Below are 16,609 nucleotides of genomic sequence, written 5' to 3'. Positions count from 1 at the left end.
GGGTTACTCCCCTTTGCCAGCAGCGGCAGCAGGAGCAGCAGCAGTGCCAGCGTCAGCAGGCTTAGCGTTGTCGGCTGCCTTGACCTTGACCTCGACGCCCGGCTTGACGTACTGCAAGCCTTCGGTGATCACACGGTCGCCGGCGTTCAGGCCTTTTTCCACCAGCCAGTAGGCGCCGTACGTACGGTTGGCCACCAGCTCACGTTGCTCGACCTTGTTGTCGGCGTTGACGATCAGCGCCGTTGGCGTGCCCTTCAGGTCGCGGGTCACGCCTTGTTGCGGTGCCAGGATAGCCTTGCTGTTCACGCCGGCTTGCAGCTGGGCGTGGACGAACATGCCCGGCAGCAGGGTGTGGTCAGGGTTCGGGAACACGGCGCGCAGGGTCACGGAACCGGTGGTCTGGTCGACCGACACTTCGGAGAACTCCAGCTTGCCGTCCTGGCCGTAAGCGGTGCCGTCTTCCAGGGTCAGCTTGACCTTGGCCGCGTTTTCGCCGGATTTTTCCAGCTGGCCGCTTGCCAGGTCGCGGCGCAGTTTGAGCATTTCTGCCGAGGACTGCGTGACGTCGACGTAGATCGGGTCCAGTTGCTGGATCACGGCCATGGCATCGGCCTGGCCATTGCTCACCAGTGCGCCTTCGGTGACCGAAGAGCGGCCAATACGCCCGGAGATCGGCGCGAACACTTTGGTGTAGCGCACATTGATCTGGGCGGTTTGCACATTGGCTTCGGACGTCATGCGGTTGGCGACGGCGGTGTCGTATTCCTGACGGCTGACAGCTTGCTCATCGACCAACTGCTTGTAGCGGTCAGTGATTGACTTGGTTTGGGTCAGGCTCGCTTGTGCGCTTTTCAGGGTGGCTTCATACACCGACGGGTCGATCTGGTAGAGCTGTTGCCCTTCCTTCACGTCGCCGCCTTCCTTGAACAGGCGCTTGAGAATGATGCCATTGACCTGAGGACGAACCTCCGCGATGCGGTAAGCCGTGGTGCGGCCCGGCAGCTCGGTGGTCAGGGTAAAGGCTTGCGGTTGAATGGTGACCACGCCGACCTGAGGGGTTTGAGCGGGCGGAGCCGCTTCTTCCTTTTTACATCCGCTGAGCAGCGATGCCAGGGCGACGGCAGTGACCAGAGCGGTAACAGCTGGCTTAAGTTGCATGAAGATCCTCGGGTCAGGCGCGCAGAATGCGCACAAGAAGTGTGGAAGGGTAAAAAACAAGCTGTGAGTAGATAAGTAGCTTGCTACGCAATATACTTACGTTCATGGTTGTTTGTAAACTCTTGACAGGCTTCGCAGGTTGTTGACAAAGCAGCCCCGAAAGCCTCGATTTTAGTACGTTCGGTGCCCAAGACGGTGTCGTCCCACAATTATTCAGATGATCGTTACCGCCTATTAAAGCAGCGTTACCGATAGTCCCAAGTGTTCTGATTGAGGTTTTACTGCCATGGTTCGTCGCACCAAAGAGGAAGCTCAGGAAACGCGCAGCCAGATTCTCCAGGCCGCCGAGCAAGCCTTTTATGAGCGCGGCGTCGCGCGGACTACGTTGGCGGACATCGCCGCGTTGGCCGGGGTGACGCGCGGGGCTATCTATTGGCATTTCAGTAACAAGTCCGATTTGCTGCAGGCACTGCTCGACACCCTGCACGAACCGTTGGACGAGTTGGCGCGGGCCAGTGAAAGCGAGGATGAAGTCGACCCGCTTGGCTGCATGCGCAAGCTGTTGATTCATTTGTTTCATCAGGTGGCTCTGGACCCGAAAACCCGGCGCATCAACGAGATTTTGTTTCATAAGTGCGAGTTCACCGATGAAATGTGTGACATGCGTCGCCAGCGCCAGACCCATAGCCTGGAATGCAACCTGCGTATTGGCCTGACCTTGCGTAACGCGATCCATCGCGGGCAACTTCCGGAAAATCTCGACACCACCCGTGGGGCGGTGTGCATACATGCCTATATCAACGGGATCATTGGCCAGTGGCTTCTGGTGCCCGACAGTTTTCAACTGCATCAGCAGGCTGAACGCTGGGTTGATGCGGGGCTGGACATGCTGCGCCTGAGCCCCAGCCTGCGCAATTAAGACAAAATGCGTAATTACTTCCAGTTGTGTCAACAGTAAAGACGAGACACAGTCCATCGTCCCTTCGGACGATTGGTGGGGTGACTTTATATACGGGCTGGCGGGCGGTTGATAGGTAGCCGCCTAAGTATTTTGTAGCGATATTGTTGCAAGGCTGTAAAGGAATGTTTCCCGGCCCCAATGAAAAAGCCCCGGTTCCTTCGAACTGGGGCTTTTTCGTTTCAGCGGATTACATCAAATTGCCAGTGTCGGGTAGTCGATGTAGCCGACCGGGCCCTTGGCGTAGAAGGTTTCCGGGTGCGCTTCATTTAATGGCGCATCGGCCTTCAGGCGCGCCGGCAGGTCCGGGTTGGCAATGAACGGTACGCCGAAGGCCACCGCATCAGCCTTGCCGGAAGCCAGCCAGGCATTGGCGCTGTCTTTGGTGAAGCGTTCGTTGGCAATGTAAGCGCCGCCGAAAGCTTTTTTCAGTTGTGGGCCGAGGCTGTCGCCGGCTTCTTTTTCACGCGAGCAAATGAACGCGATACCCCGCTTGCCCAGTTCGCTGGCAACGTAGGTGAAGGTTTCGGCCAGGTTGTCGTCGCCCATGTCATGGGAGTCGGCGCGCGGTGCCAGGTGCACACCCACACGGCCGGCGCCCCAGACTTCGATGGCCGCGTCGGTCACTTCCAGCAGCAGGCGCGCACGGTTTTCCAGGGAACCACCGTAGTTGTCGGTACGTTTGTTGGTGCTGCTCTGCAGGAACTGGTCGAGCAGGTAACCGTTGGCGCCGTGGATCTCCACGCCGTCAAAACCTGCAGCCTTGGCGTTTTCGGCACCGACGCGGTAAGCGTCGACGATGTCGGCGATTTCAGCGGTTTCCAGGGCGCGTGGGGTTGGGTAGTCGGCCAATGGGCGCACCAGGCTCACGTGACCTTTTGGCTGGATGGCGCTCGGTGCCACCGGGGTTTCGCCGTTCAGGTAGGACGCGTGGGAGATCCGGCCAACGTGCCACAGTTGCAGGACAATCTTGCCACCCGCGCCATGCACGGCCTTGGTCACATTGGCCCAGCCGCGCACTTGGTCGTTGGACCAGATGCCCGGCGTGTCCGGGTAGCCCACGCCCAGCGGCGTCACGGACGTGGCTTCGCTGAGGATCAGCCCGGCGGAAGCGCGTTGCACGTAATACTCGGCCATCAGCGCGTTGGGTACGCGACCGGCATCGGCGCGGCAGCGGGTCAGCGGTGCCATGATGATGCGGTTCGACAGTTCCAGGTCGCCCAGTTTGATCGGATCGAAAATAGTCGTCATGGGATAACACCCTTCTCTTTAAGTGGATTGATCAGTTGGTCGCAGGGGCCAGGTCGGCATCGCCGCTCTGACGGAAAGTAATCAAGGTCACCAGCAAGGCAAGAATCGCCAGGGCCGCAGCGGCCAGAGGCACGCTGGTCAGGCCGAAACCGTGGGCAATCACACTGCCGCCAACCCAGGCGCCCAGGGCGTTGCCGATGTTGAAGGCGCCGATGTTCAAGGTGGACACCAGGTTCGGTGCCGCCTTGCCGAAGGTCACCACGTGGATTTGCAGCGCCGGTACGGCAGCGAACGAGGCGGTGGCCCACAGGAACAGGGTGATTTCAGTCGGGATCACCGCGACGCTGGTCCAGGTCAACACCGTGGAGACCACCGCCATGCTGATGAACACGCCGATCAGGGTGGCCGCCAGGCGTTTGTCCGCCAGCTTGCCGCCGATGATGTTGCCCACGGTGAGGCCCAGGCCGATCAACAGCAGGGTCCAGGTCACGCCTTTGGGCGACACGCCGGTGACGTCGCCAAGCAGTGGTGCGACATACGTGAAGAGGGTGAACATGGAGGCGGCGAACAGCGCGGTCATGGTCAGCGACAACCAGATGCCGGCGCCCTTGAGGGCGGCCAGTTCGGCGCGCATGTCGAGTTTTTCTTCGTCGCGCTTGGCCGGCAGGAAACGGATCAGGCCGATCAGCGCCACCACACCAATGACGGTCACTGCCCAGAAGGTCGAGCGCCAGCCGGCTTCCTGACCCAGCGCGGTGCCCAGCGGTACGCCGAGTACATTGGCCAGGGTCAGGCCGGTGAACATCAAGGCTACCGCCGACGCGCGCTTGTTGGCCGGCACCAGGTTGGCGGCGACCACCGAACCGATACCAAAGAAGGCACCGTGGCACAGCGCGGTGACCACACGGGCAAACATCAGCACGTTGTAATCACTGGCCAGCGCACAGAGCAGGTTGCCGACAATAAAGATGCCCATCAACGCTACCAGGGCGGCCTTGCGTGGCAGCTTGGCGGTGGCCAGTGCCATGAAGGGCGCGCCGATGGCCACGCCCAGGGCGTAGCCGGTGACCAGCCAGCCGGCGCCGGGAATCGACACGCCCAAGTCCGCCGCCACGTCGGGCAGCAAGCCCATGATGACGAACTCGGTGGTGCCGATGGCGAAGGCGCTCAGGGCCAGTATGAGTAGCGAGAGGGGCATTTGCGTGTCCTTGGTTACAGCGGTTCGATGATTTCGGCGCTGAGTTCAGTCGTGAGTGCCGCGAGGAATGCTTGGATCACTTCCTCGTTACGCTTGAAAAAGTGCCACTGCCCGGCCTTCTGGCTGCTGATCAACCCGGCGCGTTGCAGGGTGGCCAGGTGGGCCGACACGGTCGACTGGGACAAGCCGCAGCGCTGGTCGATCTGCCCGGCGCAGATGCCGTATTCGTGGTTGTGCAATTGCTCTGGGAACTGCACTTTCGGGTCTTTGAGCCAGGTGAGAATGTCTCGTCGTACTGGGTGTGCCAGTGCTTTTATTATTTCGTCGAGGTCGATGGACATGGCGGTTGCTCGGTTTCGTAAAGCGTTATATCGCGATGAAGCGAACTTTAAATCGGTATATCCCGATATACCAATATGATTTTGGTCTTAAGCCAGATCAAATCGGTATATCGGGTTATAACGATACGTTGACGGCAGTGCTAAACTGCGCGCCATGAATTATCTCGCACATCTGCACCTGGGCGGCCAACTTCCTGCACAACTGCTGGGCAGCCTCTATGGTGATTTCGTCAAAGGCCGGCTGCAGGGGCAGTTCAGCCCGCAAATCGAGTCGGCGATTCAGTTGCATCGCTCCATTGACCGTTTCACCGACAGCCACCCGCTGGTAGGCGCGGCGTTGTCACGCTTCAGCCTGACCCGCAAGCGCTACGCCGGGATCGTCCTCGATGTGTTTTTCGACCACTGCCTGGCGCGGGATTGGGCGCTGTATGCCGAGCAGCCTCTGGAGCACTTCACGTCACAGGTGTACCGCGTACTCGCCGCCGAGCCCCAGTTGCCGGGGCGGCTGGCGCAGATTGCACCGTATATGGCAGCGGATGATTGGCTGGGCTCATACCGAGAGTTCGCGGTAATGGAGCAAGTGTTGCGGGGGATCTCGCGGCGGTTGACCCAGCCCGAGGAGTTGGGCCATGCGATGCAGGAGTTGCGGGTGCTGTATGAGCCGTTGAGCGAAGACTTCCGGGTGTTCTACCCCGAATTGCAGAAATTCGCACAAGCCCAACTGATGAGTGGGATCTAAATGTGGGAGCGGGCTTGCTCGCGAATGCGCTGTATCAGTCAGCCTATTTGTTGCTGACAGACTGCATTCGCGAGCAAGCCCGCTCTCACATTTTTTAACCGTGCCCGCTTTAGGCCGCAAACGCCGGTCGCACCGCCACGTGCTCAGTTTCCGGCAACGGCCCAAACAACGCTTTCTGAACCGCCTGTTGCGCCTGGAACGCCAGCGCTGCGCGTTCCTGCCCGGCACAGGCAATCGGCGTGAGCACATGGATTTCCACATCGCCCTGGTCATTGGCAAACAGGCGCATCAGGTGCGAGAGCAAATCGTCATCGCCGATAAACGGTGCCAGCGGGTCCACTTGCCCGTCGCGCAGGTAACGGATCGCCACCGGTTGCAGTGACACGTCTGCATCAATCGCACTGGCCAGCAAGCGTCCGTGAAAGGTGCGCAGGCTGCGCCCGTCGGTGGTGGTGCCCTCAGGGAACATCAGCAGCGGGTGCTGTTGTTCCAGGTGACGGGTCATCTGCTTGCGGATCAACTGGCTGTCGCCCGAACCCCGGCGGATAAACAGGCTACCGGCCTTGGCCGCCAACCAGCCGGCCACCGGCCAGGTGCGCACTTCGGCCTTGGACAAAAACGACATCGGCGTGACCATGCCCAGCAGCGGAATATCGGTCCAGGACACGTGATTGCTCACCCACAGCATCGGCGTTTGCGGCAACTCACCGTGGACTGTCACGCGAAAGGGCAGGGCGTTGGTCAGCCGCGCCATGAAAAACCGCGACCAGCGCTGGCGCCGCACCATTGAGTTGGCCACACCCAAACGCTCGAACACACCGAACACACTGGCCATGCTCAAGCCCAGCGCGACCACCAGCAGCACTCGGGCGATGCGCCCGTACACACGCAGGCGGCCCATTACATGGCCGCCTTGAAGTGGCGTGCGTAACGCGGGCACAACTCATCGCGCTTGAGCAGGATGAACACGTCGGCCACCTGGAAATCTTCATCCCAGCACGGCTCGCCGCAGATCTTCGCACCCAGGCGCATATAGGCCTTGAGCAGCGGCGGCATTTCCGCGATCACGTTGGTCGGCAGGTCCAGCGCCGGCAGTGGTTTTTTCGGCTCGGCGCGCAAGTGTTCGTTGCACAGGTAGCGTTCGCGCAGGCGCTGCATGATCGCGTGGGCCTGGATGCCGCCGTCGTGCATCGGGATGCTCGCGCAGCCCATCAAATAGCTGTAGCCACCCTGATTCAAGACTTCCGCCAACTCGCCCCACAACACCGCAATGGTGCCGCCATTGCGGTAGGCCGGGTCGACGCAGGTGCGGCCGATTTCCAGGATCGGCCCTTGCAGGTGCCGCAAGCCATGCAGGCTGAATTCTTCTTCGCTGTAGAACCGGCCCAAGGTGCTGGCAGCCTGGTGATCGAGTAAACGGGTGGTGGCCACCAATCGACCGCTGTTCAAGTCACGCACGCCAATGTGGCTGCAGTGAACATCATAGTCATCCATGTCCAGACCCAGTTCCGCGCCTTTCAGCTTGGCGTTGAACTCGCCGCTGAACACGTTGAACCGCAGGGCCTGGGCTTCCTGCAAAGCCTGTGCGCCAATCAGGCGTTCGGCTTGCAGACGGCGTTCATTGCCGGTGTCGCTGATGCGGGCGATCTGAGTCATGGCGAATCTCCGAGTGCCAGCCACGTTCCGGCCGGTCGACTTGTTTGTCCAAACTCAGGCTATGTAGGCTCGGTGTCATCTCCATGAAGTTCCAGTGACGCTTAGATGACAGCCGCGGCAGGGCGTCTGCTACCGGATGCAGCGCGATCCAAATGTGGGAGGGGGCTTGCTCCCGATGACGGTGGATCAGTTACAGATCAGCTGACTGAGCCACTGCCATCGGGAGCAAGGCCCCTCCCACAATTAACAGGCACCCACTCAAGACTCGCGTAGCAAAACTGTCACTCATCCAGGCTAGGCTCGCGGGCTTGAATGCCCCCCTTGAGTTCGTGCCCATGGTCCGAGGCCTGTTGTGTGTTGCCCTGCTGTTAGTCACCGTCACCGCCCACGCCGAAACCTGGCCTGACAAGGCGTGGGCCAAGGGCACACCGCTCGACGGTGCCGCTGTTGACGCCCTCAATGCCTACGCTTTTCCAACCCGTGACGACGCCACCCGCCAGGGCATCCGCACCGACGCGCTGCTGGTGATCCGCGATGGTGTGATCATCTACGAACGCTACGCCGCACCCACCACCGCCGACACGCCGCACCTGACCTGGTCGGTGAGCAAAAGCCTGATGGCCACCGTGCTCGGCGTGGCCTACGGCGAACACCGCTTCAAACTCAGCGACCCGGCGGCGCGCTTCTACCCACCGATGAAACAACACCCCAAGGTGACCCTGGCCGACCTGCTGCACTGGGCCTCGGGCCTGGACTGGCAGGAAGACTATGAATACGCCCCGCTGAAATCCTCGGTGGTGGCGATGCTCTACACCCGTGGCCGCGCCGACATGGCCGAGTTCGCCGCCGATACCGAGGCCGCCGCAGCACCGGGCCAGGCCTTCCGATATTCCAGCGGTGACAGCGCTATTTTGTCCGCCACCCTCAAAGGCATGCTCGGCCACAAGGCCTATGTGGATTACCCGTGGGAGGCGCTGTTCAAGCCGCTGGGCATTCATAACGCCACCTGGGAAACCGACGCCGACGAAACCTTTGTCGCCTCGTCCTACGCCTACCTCACCGCACGCGACCTGGCACGCGTCGGCCTGCTGATGGCGCGCGACGGTCGTTGGGGTGAGCAGCAATTGCTGCCCAAAGAGTGGGTCGCTTTCAACCGCCAACCCTTCGACAAATACCAGCCAGGCCAGGACGAAGCCGTCCCCGGCGGCCAATGGTGGCTCAACCGCGAAGTGCAGGGCGCCCGCCGACCGTGGCCCGATGCGCCGGCCGACACGTTCGCCGCTCTCGGCCACTGGGGCCAGGCGTTGTTTGTGATGCCGGATGAACACCTGGTGATCGTGCGCTACGGCGATGACCGCGATGGCAGCTACCGCCACAATGAGTTGCTCAAACGCGTGCTGGCGGCGGTGCAGCCATGATCCGCCGTCACCCGGTTATCAGCGTTTTCCTGCTGCTATTACTCGCCCTGCTGGGCTGGGTGTGGCACGAGCGCGTCAACCTGCAAGCCTTCCCTGACATCATCGCGGCGTACACGGCCAAGGAGTATTGCTCGTGCCGGTACGTGGAGAACAATCCGGCGGCCTATTGCCTCGGCTATGTGAAGCAGTACGTGCCCGTCAGCCGCTTCATCGACACGCCGGAACGCAGTGAGGTCACGGCGAGTGGGTTGGGGCGTACGCACACGGCAAGGTGGTTGGGTGAGCGCCAAGGCTGTCGCTTGAATCCCTGAAATACCCAAAATCCAATGTGGGCGCAGGCAAGCCAGCGCCCACATTGGATTTGCGCCGTTTGTGACATTGCGCTTAAGGTTCGTCCAGGTTTTTTTCCCCATGAGTCTTTATGTTCAATGCCAAACCTTTGGCTTTCACGCTGCTGACCTGTGCAGCCCTGCCTGCCCACGCCGATTGGTACCTGGATAACGAATCCTCACGGCTGTCGTTCGTGACCACCAAAAATACCGAAATCGCTGAAGTGCAGCGCTTTTTGGTATTGCACGGCAAAGTCGACAGCCAGGGCGCAGCGCAAGTGGAAGTGGAGCTCGAGTCGATCAACAGCGGCATCCCGCTGCGCGATGAGCGTATGCGCAATGAGCTGTTCCAGATCAAAACCTTCCCTGAAGCGTTGATCCGCGCGCAGATCAACCTGCAACCGATTAATGACCTGGCCCCCGGCGCGCAAGTGGAATTGCGCCTGCCTCTGAGCGTCACCCTGCATGGCAAGACCCAGACCTACAGCGCCGAGTTGTTGGCCACCCGCCTGGATGACCGGCGTTTCCAGGTGGTAACCCTGGAGCCGGTGGTGTTGCATGCCGAGGATTTCGAGCTGGCGCCGGGCGTGGCGGCGTTGCGTAAGGCGGCGGGGCTTAAGTCGATCAGTTTGTCGGTGCCGGTGGGTGCGGTACTGATCTTTACGGCGCGCTGAGATGAGCGGCGCAGTGTTTCCGTGGCGCAGCGCCAACCGGTTCGAGTTGCTGGTCGACGGGCCGAATTTCTTCCCGCAGATGTTGGTGGGCATTGCCCGCGCCGAGCGGCAGGTCGAATTGGAGTTGTACCTGGTGGAAGCCGGTGCATGCGCCGACGCCATGGTGCAGGCGTTGGTGCTGGCCGCCGAACGCGGCGTGGGCGTGCGTTGCCTGTTTGATGATTACGGCAGTCTGGCGTTTACGCTGGGGCTGCGCAAACGCCTGACCGACGCGGGCGTGGAGCTGCGCTTTTACAATCGTTTGAGCTGGCGGGGTTGGGTGCGCAACCTGTACCGCGACCACCGCAAACTGTTGCTGATCGACCAGAGTATCGCGCTGGTCGGCGGTACGGGCGTCACGGATGAGTTCTGGACGCCGGGGCAAGACACCGCCGAGTGGCATGAAGTGATGGTGCAAATCAGCGGCCCGCTGGTGCTGGACTGGCAAGCCCTGTTCGAACGTCAATGGCACGCCAATGTGGCGCGCCGCGCGTGGAAGCCCTCCACCCACTTTGGTTTGCCGCGCCTGCCCAAGGTGCCTGCGGCCGGGCCGGGTCTTGGCCGCGTGGCCTATGCCGACGCCCGCCAGCACCGCGATATTTTGCAGTCGCTGATTCGCGCATTGAACAAAAGCCAGCGACGGGTCTGGCTGGCGACCCCGTATTTTCTGCCGACTTGGGGCGTGCGCCGTGCGTTGCGCCGTGCGGCCGGACGCGGTGTGGATGTGCGTTTGCTGCTCACCGGTCCGCGCACCGATCACCCCTCCGTACGTTACGCCGGGCACCGTTATTACCCGCGCTTGTTGCGCGCGGGTGTGCAGATCTTTGAATACCAGCCGTGCTTTTTGCACCTCAAAATGGTGCTGGTGGATGATTGGGTAAGCATCGGTTCGTGCAATTTCGACCATTGGAACTTGCGCTTCAATCTGGAAGCCAACCTGGAGGCACTGGACCCTGAGTTGACGCTGGCCGTGGCGGGCAGTTTCGAGCGCGATTTTGCCCAGAGCCAGGCGGTGAGTCTGGAGGCGTGGAAGGCGCGGCCGTTATGGCGGCGCGTGAAGCAGCGGCTGTGGGGATGGATTGATCGGTTGGTGGTGAATCTGTTGGATCGGCGGGGGTAATTCACCCCCGCCTGTTACCGCCAACGCGGCTTAAAACTGCAGTGAATACTGCGCCGTGAGGCTTTGGTCGCGTGTGCGCTCACCGTGTTGCCGGTTGAAGCTCAGGTCCAGTGCGCTGTCGCGTGTCAGGCGCGCGGTGGCGCCCAGTTCCAGCCGGGTGCTGAGGCGATCCAGTGGCGCGCCGCTGACGCTCATCACGCGCCCGCCGTCCCAGGCCGCCTGGGTGCTGGGTTGCAGATCGCCGCTGGCATGGGTGTAGGCCAGGCCACCCCGCAGGCTCAACCATGACGGGCCGACTTGCGCCTTGCCCAAGTCCAGGTTGAACCGCACGCCACCGGTGGTCAGGTTGACGTGTTCCTGCGAGCGTTTGCCCTTCAGTGCGGCAATACCGCCGCGCTCGTTGAAGCCTTCGCTGCGCTGCTGCACATTGGCCACTTGCAGGTACGGCTGCCAATTCCAGGCACCATGGTTGAAGGCGTAGTTAGCCTCGGCAAACGTCTGCACGGTGCGGCTTGCGTACTGGGCGGACAGGCGATTGTCGAGGCCTGGGAAGCTGACGCGGCGTTTGGTCTGGATCTCATGCTGCGCATAGGCGATGCCGCCATAGAGGCCAAAAGCGTCCCAGTTGTGGCCAATATGCAGGCCCACCTGGTAGGTATCGACGTTCGCCTTGCCGCGTGCTCCGGCCTTCACCTCGGTTTGACTGCTGCCAGCCACCACACCCAGTCGTGTGCCTTGCTCCAGGGTGTGATCGAACCCCACCAGCAGGCCCGTGCTGCTGTGGGACGTGCGGGCGGTGTTGCCATCGCCGGCGAGTTGGCCGGACTGGCGAGGCAGTTGCACCCAGGCACCCTGCTTCAACTCATCGGGCCGCGCGATGCCGCCTGGCGTGCCACGCTGGCGGTCAAGGGCCGCCTGACGCAGCACGCGGCTGTTCTCGATCAACGCCGCTTGGGTACTGGCGTGCAGCTCACCGCTCAACGTGTCCAGGGCTGAAGGTGCCTGCTCGGGAAACAACGCTGTCAGGCGTTGCAGCAACGCGGACGGCAGGGTTTCAGCGTCGGCGGCATTGGCGACGGCGCGCTGGTTGGGTGTGTTTGCTGCCGACGCCAGTGACTGACCACGGCCGAACTCCACCTGTAACGTGTTGCCTTCCTTGACCTGGGAAACACTCAGGAAGGGCGAGAACTCGCGGCGGTCGATCGAGGCGAATTCGCCATTCAACCCACCTTGGGCCTGGAGGATGTTGTAACGCTGACCCAGGTAGTCGTTATTGGGTTGCGCGCTCAGGTACAGCGAGCCGCCGTTGAGGGTCGCCTGGTGACTGACGTGCAGTTTTGCCGGATCGGCCGGGGCTGCCAGCCCGGTCATCAGGGTTGAGCCGGCGGCGTGTTGATAGTCGCCTTCGACGGCCAGTGAACCGTTCAGGCGCAGAACACCGCCGTCGACCTTGACGTCGCCCTTGAGGGCGTTGGTGCCGTCCAGTTCCAGAATGCCTTCCTTGAGCGTGGCGCCGGCGAAGCTGTTATTACCGCTCAGGCGCAGCCAGCCGATGCCGGTTTTTTCCAGGCGGCCCGGGCCGCTGATATCGTTGCGCCAATCGTCCCAGGCGCCGCCTTGCCAGACGACTGCGCCGCCGGCAGGGCGGTCCATGTTCACCGCGGTGTCGACCCGCAGTTGGCCGGGGCCGTCGATGGCTTTTTTGAGGTTGATCAGGCCCCAGCCGTAGACGTCGTCCACACCCGGCTCGCCGAGGTCGGTGGCGGTGGTGAGCAGCACGTCGCGGATTTGCGGGTTGTCGAGGTAGGGGAAACGCTCCATCAGCAGTGCCAGGCCACCGCTGACGTGGGGGGCGGCCATGGAGCTGCCGGAACTCAACGCATAACCCAACTCGGGGTTATCGCCGGTCACAGTAAAACCGGTGACTGCACCGTCCGGGCCATAGTGGTTTTCGGTCTCTATCGAACCGCTGACCCAGGACGAGTTGATATCCGTTCCGGGCGCCGCCAGGCACCAGTCCTTGCTGAAGCCGCAGCGCTTGGAGGAATCGCTCAAGGTCAGCTCTTTCGTTAAGTTGACGACGGTCAACCAGTAAGGCTCCAGTTCTGCAATGGCACGTGGCAGGCTGGGATGCAGCCCGGCGCTTGGCGCTGCTTGAGGCGACGCGTTGGCGGTGCTGAGGTTGCCCGCTGACCACACTTGCAGGATCCCGTACTTGATAGCGTTGTCTGCGATGGCCTTGAGTTCTGAATAAACCGGGGTTTGCGTTTCGCTTAATGCCGTGTCCAGCTCTGCGGCATTCGCCGGCGAAAATGCGCTCCCCCAACTGTTATTCACGACACGCACATTCTGCTTGTGCAATTGGGCGTAGGCGGCGTCGACCGCTGCCGCTGTCGGCAGGGGAAGCCTCAACACATCTGTTATGGCAATCGGACCGCCCAGATAGGTATTACCGAACTTACGCACGGCACTCACGTTGGCCGCGTACGCCACACCATGAACCCCGGAGCCATCCCGGTTGGCGAGTGCGGTACCGGCAACGTGGGTGCCATGCGCGTCGTAAGTCGTGCCAACAAATCCGAGATATTCGTCCAGTTGCTCTCGGGTGAGGTTGCCATCGGCCACCGCTTCTTCAAGGCCTGCCAATGCTTCGGGTGGCAATGAGTCGATAACGGTGACTGCGGCGCGATCGCCTTCGCTGTAGAAGCAGCCTCGCTCCAGCACGGTCCCACTCATGCAACCGGTGTCAGCCATCAGCACGCCGACATTTGCCTTCCCGGCAAACTCGCCATGGCGCAGGTCGACGCCAGCGTCGTAAACGCCTATGTGCACCCCGGCGCCATTCAACCCACGCGCATAAGCGAAGTCCGCGCCGACCGCGCCCAACCCCCAGTTACGCTTGAACTCCTCACTGCGCCAACTGGCGGCGTCGTGCAGTCGGCCTTGTTCGACATAGCTCGCCGCCTCAATCGATCTGCCTGACAGGCAGCCCAGTACACAAAGGGCCAGCAGGTTTTGCTTGAAGGAACATTGAACGGGCACTTTTTTGATTGCCGCTCGGGCGTTTTTCGTGGGCGACATGGCTCACACACCTGCACATTAATATTGGGCGGACAGGGTGTGCGAGTGAGCAGGGGGCTGGATGTAGGACTCGACTGTTAGGGGGGAGTGAAACTTAGGTTTTTACTGACCGAGACGGGGACGCGAACAAGCCCCCTCTTTAAAAAGAGGGGGCTGCAACGGTTACAACAACTCGAACGTCTGCTGCTGTACATCCTGGGAGTCGAGCCCAATCTGCACATTGAACTGGCCCGGTTCCGCGGCGAACTTGAGCTGGGTGTTATAGAACTTCAGGTCTTCCTCGGTGATGGTGAAGTGCAGCGTGCGTTCTTCACCGGCCTTGAGCATGACCTTCTGGAAGTTCTTCAGCTCTTTCACCGGCCGGATCATCGAGCCGGCCACGTCCTGGATATACAGCTGCACCACGGTTTCGCCGTCGACCTTGCCGGTGTTTTTCAGTGTGACGCTGGCGTCGAGCTTGCCGGTTTTATTCAAGGTGGTGGAAGACAGTGCCATGTCCGCCAGGCTGAACGTGGTGTAGCTCAGGCCATAACCAAACGGGAACAGGGGCCCGGTGACGTCATCGAAGTATTGCGAGGTGTAGTTGCCCGGCTTGCCTGGGGTGAACGGCCGGCCGATGCTCAGGTGGTTGTAGTACGTCGGAATCTGCCCCACCGAGCGTGGGAAGGTGATCGGCAGCTTGCCCGACGGGTTGTAATCACCGAACAGCACGTCAGCAATCGCGTTGCCACCTTCGGTGCCGGCGAACCAGGTTTCCAGGATCGCGTCGGCTTGCTGGTTCTCTTGCAGAATCGACAGTGGGCGACCGTTCATCAGCACCAGCACCAGCGGTTTGCCCGTGGCTTTGAGTGCCTTGATCAGGTCGCGCTGGCTCTGCGGGATGTTCAGGTCGGTGCGGCTGGAGGATTCGTGGGACATGCCACGCGACTCGCCCACGGCAGCCACCACCACGTCGGCGTCTTTCGCGGCGTTCACCGCTTCGTCGATCATTGCCTGCGGGGAGCGGGTGTCATCCACCACTTCCGGTGCATCGAAGTTGAGGAAGTTGAGGTAGTCGACCACGGCCTTGTCGTTAGTGATGTTGGCACCACGGGCGTAGATCACTTTGCCTTTTTCGCCGATCACGGCGTTCATGCCGTCGAGCAGGGTCACCGATTGTTCCGGCTTACCGGCAGCGGCCCAGCTGCCCATCATGTCGATGGGGGCCTTGGCCAACGGGCCGACCAGGGCGATGGTCGCGGATTTTTTCAGCGGCAGGGTATTGTTCTGGTTTTTCAGCAAAACCAGGCTGCGGCGTGCGATGTCGCGGGCATCGCTGCGGTGCAGGCGGCTGTCGGCATAGGTGTCGACCGGGTCATCCTCGGCCTTGCCGATACGCAGGTACGGGTCTTTGAACAGGCCCATGTCGTACTTGGCGCCGAGTACTTCACGCACGGCGTTGTCGATGTCGCTTTGTTCGATCTCGCCAGACTTCAGCAGGCCGGGTAATTCCTTGCCGTACAGCGAGTCGTTCATGCTCATGTCGATGCCGGCCTTGATCGCCAGCTTGGCGGCTTCACGCCCGTCTTTGGCCACGCCGTGCTTGATCAGCTCGAAGATCGCGCCGTGGTCACTGACGGCCAGGCCTTTGAAGCCCCAGTCTTTGCGCAGCAGGTCGTTCATCAGCCAGGTGTTGGCCGTGGCGGGTACGCCGTTGATCGAATTCAACGCCACCATCACACCGCCGGCACCGGCCTTGATGGCTGCGTGGTAGGGCGGCAGGTAGTCCTGGTACATCTTGACCGGGCTCATGTCGACCACGTTGTAGTCGCGACCGCCTTCCACCGCGCCGTACAGGGCGAAGTGCTTGACGCTGGCCATGATGCTGTCGGCATTCGCGGGGCTTACGCCCTGGAAGGCCTTGACCATCACTTCGGCAATGCGCGAGACCAGATAGGTGTCTTCGCCGAAACCTTCGGACGTACGGCCCCAGCGCGGGTCGCGGGAGATATCGACCATGGGCGCAAAGGTGATGTCGAGGCTGTCGGCGGCGGCTTCCTGGGCGGCGATGCGCCCGGAGCGGCCGATGGCGTCCATGTCCCAGCTGGAGGCCAGGGCCAGGCTGATCGGGAAGATGGTGCGATGGCCGTGGATCACGTCATAGGCGAAGAACATCGGGATCTTCAACCGGCTGTGCATGGCCGCGTCCTGCATCGGACGGTTTTCCGGGCGGGTGATCGAGTTGAAGGTGCCACCGATGCGGCCGGCGGCGATTTCCTTGCGGATCAGCTCGCGGGGCATTTCAGGGCCTATGCTGATCAGGCGCAATTGGCCGATCTTTTCATCCAGGGTCATCTGCTTGAGCAGGTCGCTGACAAAGGCGTCCTTGTCTTTAAGCGCAGCAGGCTTTGTTTCTGCCCACACGGGGTGACTGGCCAGAGTGGCAACAAGGCCGAGCAAACACAGCTTTTTCATGAATATCCTTTTTCGGCTCACTGCACAGCACAATCGCGCTGTTCTGCCAAAATGTGGGGGAACCTATGTTGTTGTTCGAGTGTTATTGCAGTAAATGCACGACACTTGTGAACTCTTATTCGCGCTGGGCATCTTTTTAGCTGATTGGCTCGACGCAATCCAGTGGTGGCGGATTATGCCCCAAGCGCGCGGT

At 61.4% G+C, this 16,609-nt stretch carries 14 protein-coding genes; 6 read left to right on the top strand and 8 right to left on the bottom strand.

The window, feature by feature from the left end:
* Positions 1-3 precede the first annotated feature (3 nt).
* Positions 4-1,158 (bottom strand): efflux RND transporter periplasmic adaptor subunit, encoded by a 1,155-nt coding sequence (locus JFT85_RS09045; protein WP_053254828.1) that lies wholly within the window; start codon positions 1,156-1,158, stop codon positions 4-6.
* Between the two features lie 286 nt (positions 1,159-1,444).
* On the opposite strand from JFT85_RS09045, the gene JFT85_RS09040 reads away from it, so the two are divergent.
* Positions 1,445-2,077, top strand: a complete 633-nt coding sequence (locus JFT85_RS09040; RefSeq protein WP_053254829.1) for a TetR family transcriptional regulator — start codon at positions 1,445-1,447, stop codon at positions 2,075-2,077.
* A gap of 234 nt (positions 2,078-2,311) precedes the next feature.
* On the opposite strand, the gene JFT85_RS09035 is transcribed toward JFT85_RS09040, so the two are convergent.
* From JFT85_RS09035 to JFT85_RS09025, 3 genes are read right to left on the bottom strand one after another with little or no spacing between them, the layout of a single operon-like run.
* Positions 2,312-3,367, bottom strand: a complete 1,056-nt coding sequence (locus tag JFT85_RS09035; RefSeq protein WP_053254830.1) for an alkene reductase — start codon at positions 3,365-3,367, stop codon at positions 2,312-2,314.
* A gap of 31 nt (positions 3,368-3,398) precedes the next feature.
* A complete protein-coding gene (locus JFT85_RS09030) occupies positions 3,399-4,565 on the bottom strand; it encodes an MFS transporter (RefSeq protein ID WP_201229726.1) in 1,167 nt (388 codons plus the stop codon).
* 14 nt (positions 4,566-4,579) lie between these two features.
* A complete protein-coding gene (locus JFT85_RS09025; protein ID WP_053254831.1) occupies positions 4,580-4,906 on the bottom strand; it encodes an ArsR/SmtB family transcription factor in 327 nt (108 codons plus the stop codon).
* Between the two features lie 154 nt (positions 4,907-5,060).
* Between JFT85_RS09025 and JFT85_RS09020 the strand changes: the two genes are divergently transcribed.
* A complete protein-coding gene (locus JFT85_RS09020; RefSeq protein WP_201229725.1) occupies positions 5,061-5,645 on the top strand; it encodes an acyl carrier protein phosphodiesterase in 585 nt (194 codons plus the stop codon).
* Positions 5,646-5,754: 109 nt separating this feature from the next.
* Here JFT85_RS09020 and JFT85_RS09015 read toward each other — a convergent pair whose 3' ends face one another.
* Both JFT85_RS09015 and olsB read right to left on the bottom strand, forming a co-directional pair.
* Positions 5,755-6,546, bottom strand: a complete 792-nt coding sequence (locus JFT85_RS09015; protein ID WP_053254833.1) for a lysophospholipid acyltransferase family protein — start codon at positions 6,544-6,546, stop codon at positions 5,755-5,757.
* Entirely contained in the window at positions 6,546-7,301 is a 756-nt protein-coding gene (olsB, locus tag JFT85_RS09010; protein ID WP_053254834.1) for an L-ornithine N(alpha)-acyltransferase, read from the bottom strand. The genes JFT85_RS09015 and olsB overlap by 1 nt, the downstream gene beginning before the upstream one ends.
* A 335-nt stretch (positions 7,302-7,636) precedes the next feature.
* On the opposite strand from olsB, the gene JFT85_RS09005 reads away from it, so the two are divergent.
* The 4 genes from JFT85_RS09005 (at position 7,637) to JFT85_RS08990 (ending at position 10,881) form a co-directional block, all read left to right on the top strand.
* On the top strand, positions 7,637-8,719 hold the full coding sequence (locus JFT85_RS09005) for a serine hydrolase domain-containing protein (protein ID WP_053254835.1): 1,083 nt from the start codon (positions 7,637-7,639) through the stop codon (positions 8,717-8,719).
* Positions 8,716-9,030: a hypothetical protein gene (locus JFT85_RS09000; RefSeq protein WP_053254836.1), complete on the top strand. Its 315-nt coding sequence runs from the start codon at positions 8,716-8,718 to the stop codon at positions 9,028-9,030. Before JFT85_RS09005 ends, JFT85_RS09000 begins: the two co-directional genes overlap by 4 nt.
* A 110-nt stretch (positions 9,031-9,140) precedes the next feature.
* Complete coding sequence (locus tag JFT85_RS08995; protein ID WP_069552637.1) at positions 9,141-9,722, top strand: YceI family protein; 582 nt, start codon at positions 9,141-9,143, stop codon at positions 9,720-9,722.
* A gap of 1 nt (position 9,723) precedes the next feature.
* The gene (locus JFT85_RS08990; RefSeq protein ID WP_069552638.1) at positions 9,724-10,881 is read left to right on the top strand and encodes a phospholipase D-like domain-containing protein; all 1,158 of its coding nucleotides are present in this window, start codon (positions 9,724-9,726) and stop codon (positions 10,879-10,881) included.
* Positions 10,882-10,911: 30 nt separating this feature from the next.
* Here the strand turns inward: JFT85_RS08990 and JFT85_RS08985 are convergent, their stop codons facing one another.
* Positions 10,912-13,962 carry a S8 family serine peptidase gene (locus JFT85_RS08985; RefSeq protein WP_201229724.1) on the bottom strand — a complete coding sequence of 1,017 codons (3,051 nt, stop codon included), beginning with the start codon at positions 13,960-13,962 and terminating at the stop codon, positions 10,912-10,914.
* A gap of 162 nt (positions 13,963-14,124) precedes the next feature.
* Positions 14,125-16,416, bottom strand: a complete 2,292-nt coding sequence (bglX, locus tag JFT85_RS08980) for a beta-glucosidase BglX (RefSeq protein ID WP_201229723.1) — start codon at positions 16,414-16,416, stop codon at positions 14,125-14,127.
* Between the last annotated feature and the right edge of the window lie 193 nt (positions 16,417-16,609).

Origin of the sequence: Pseudomonas sp. TH04 (genome assembly GCF_016651355.1) — a bacterium.
GTDB classification, from domain to species: domain Bacteria; phylum Pseudomonadota; class Gammaproteobacteria; order Pseudomonadales; family Pseudomonadaceae; genus Aquipseudomonas; species Aquipseudomonas fluorescens.
This window is presented reverse-complemented; position numbering and strand designations above follow the sequence as displayed.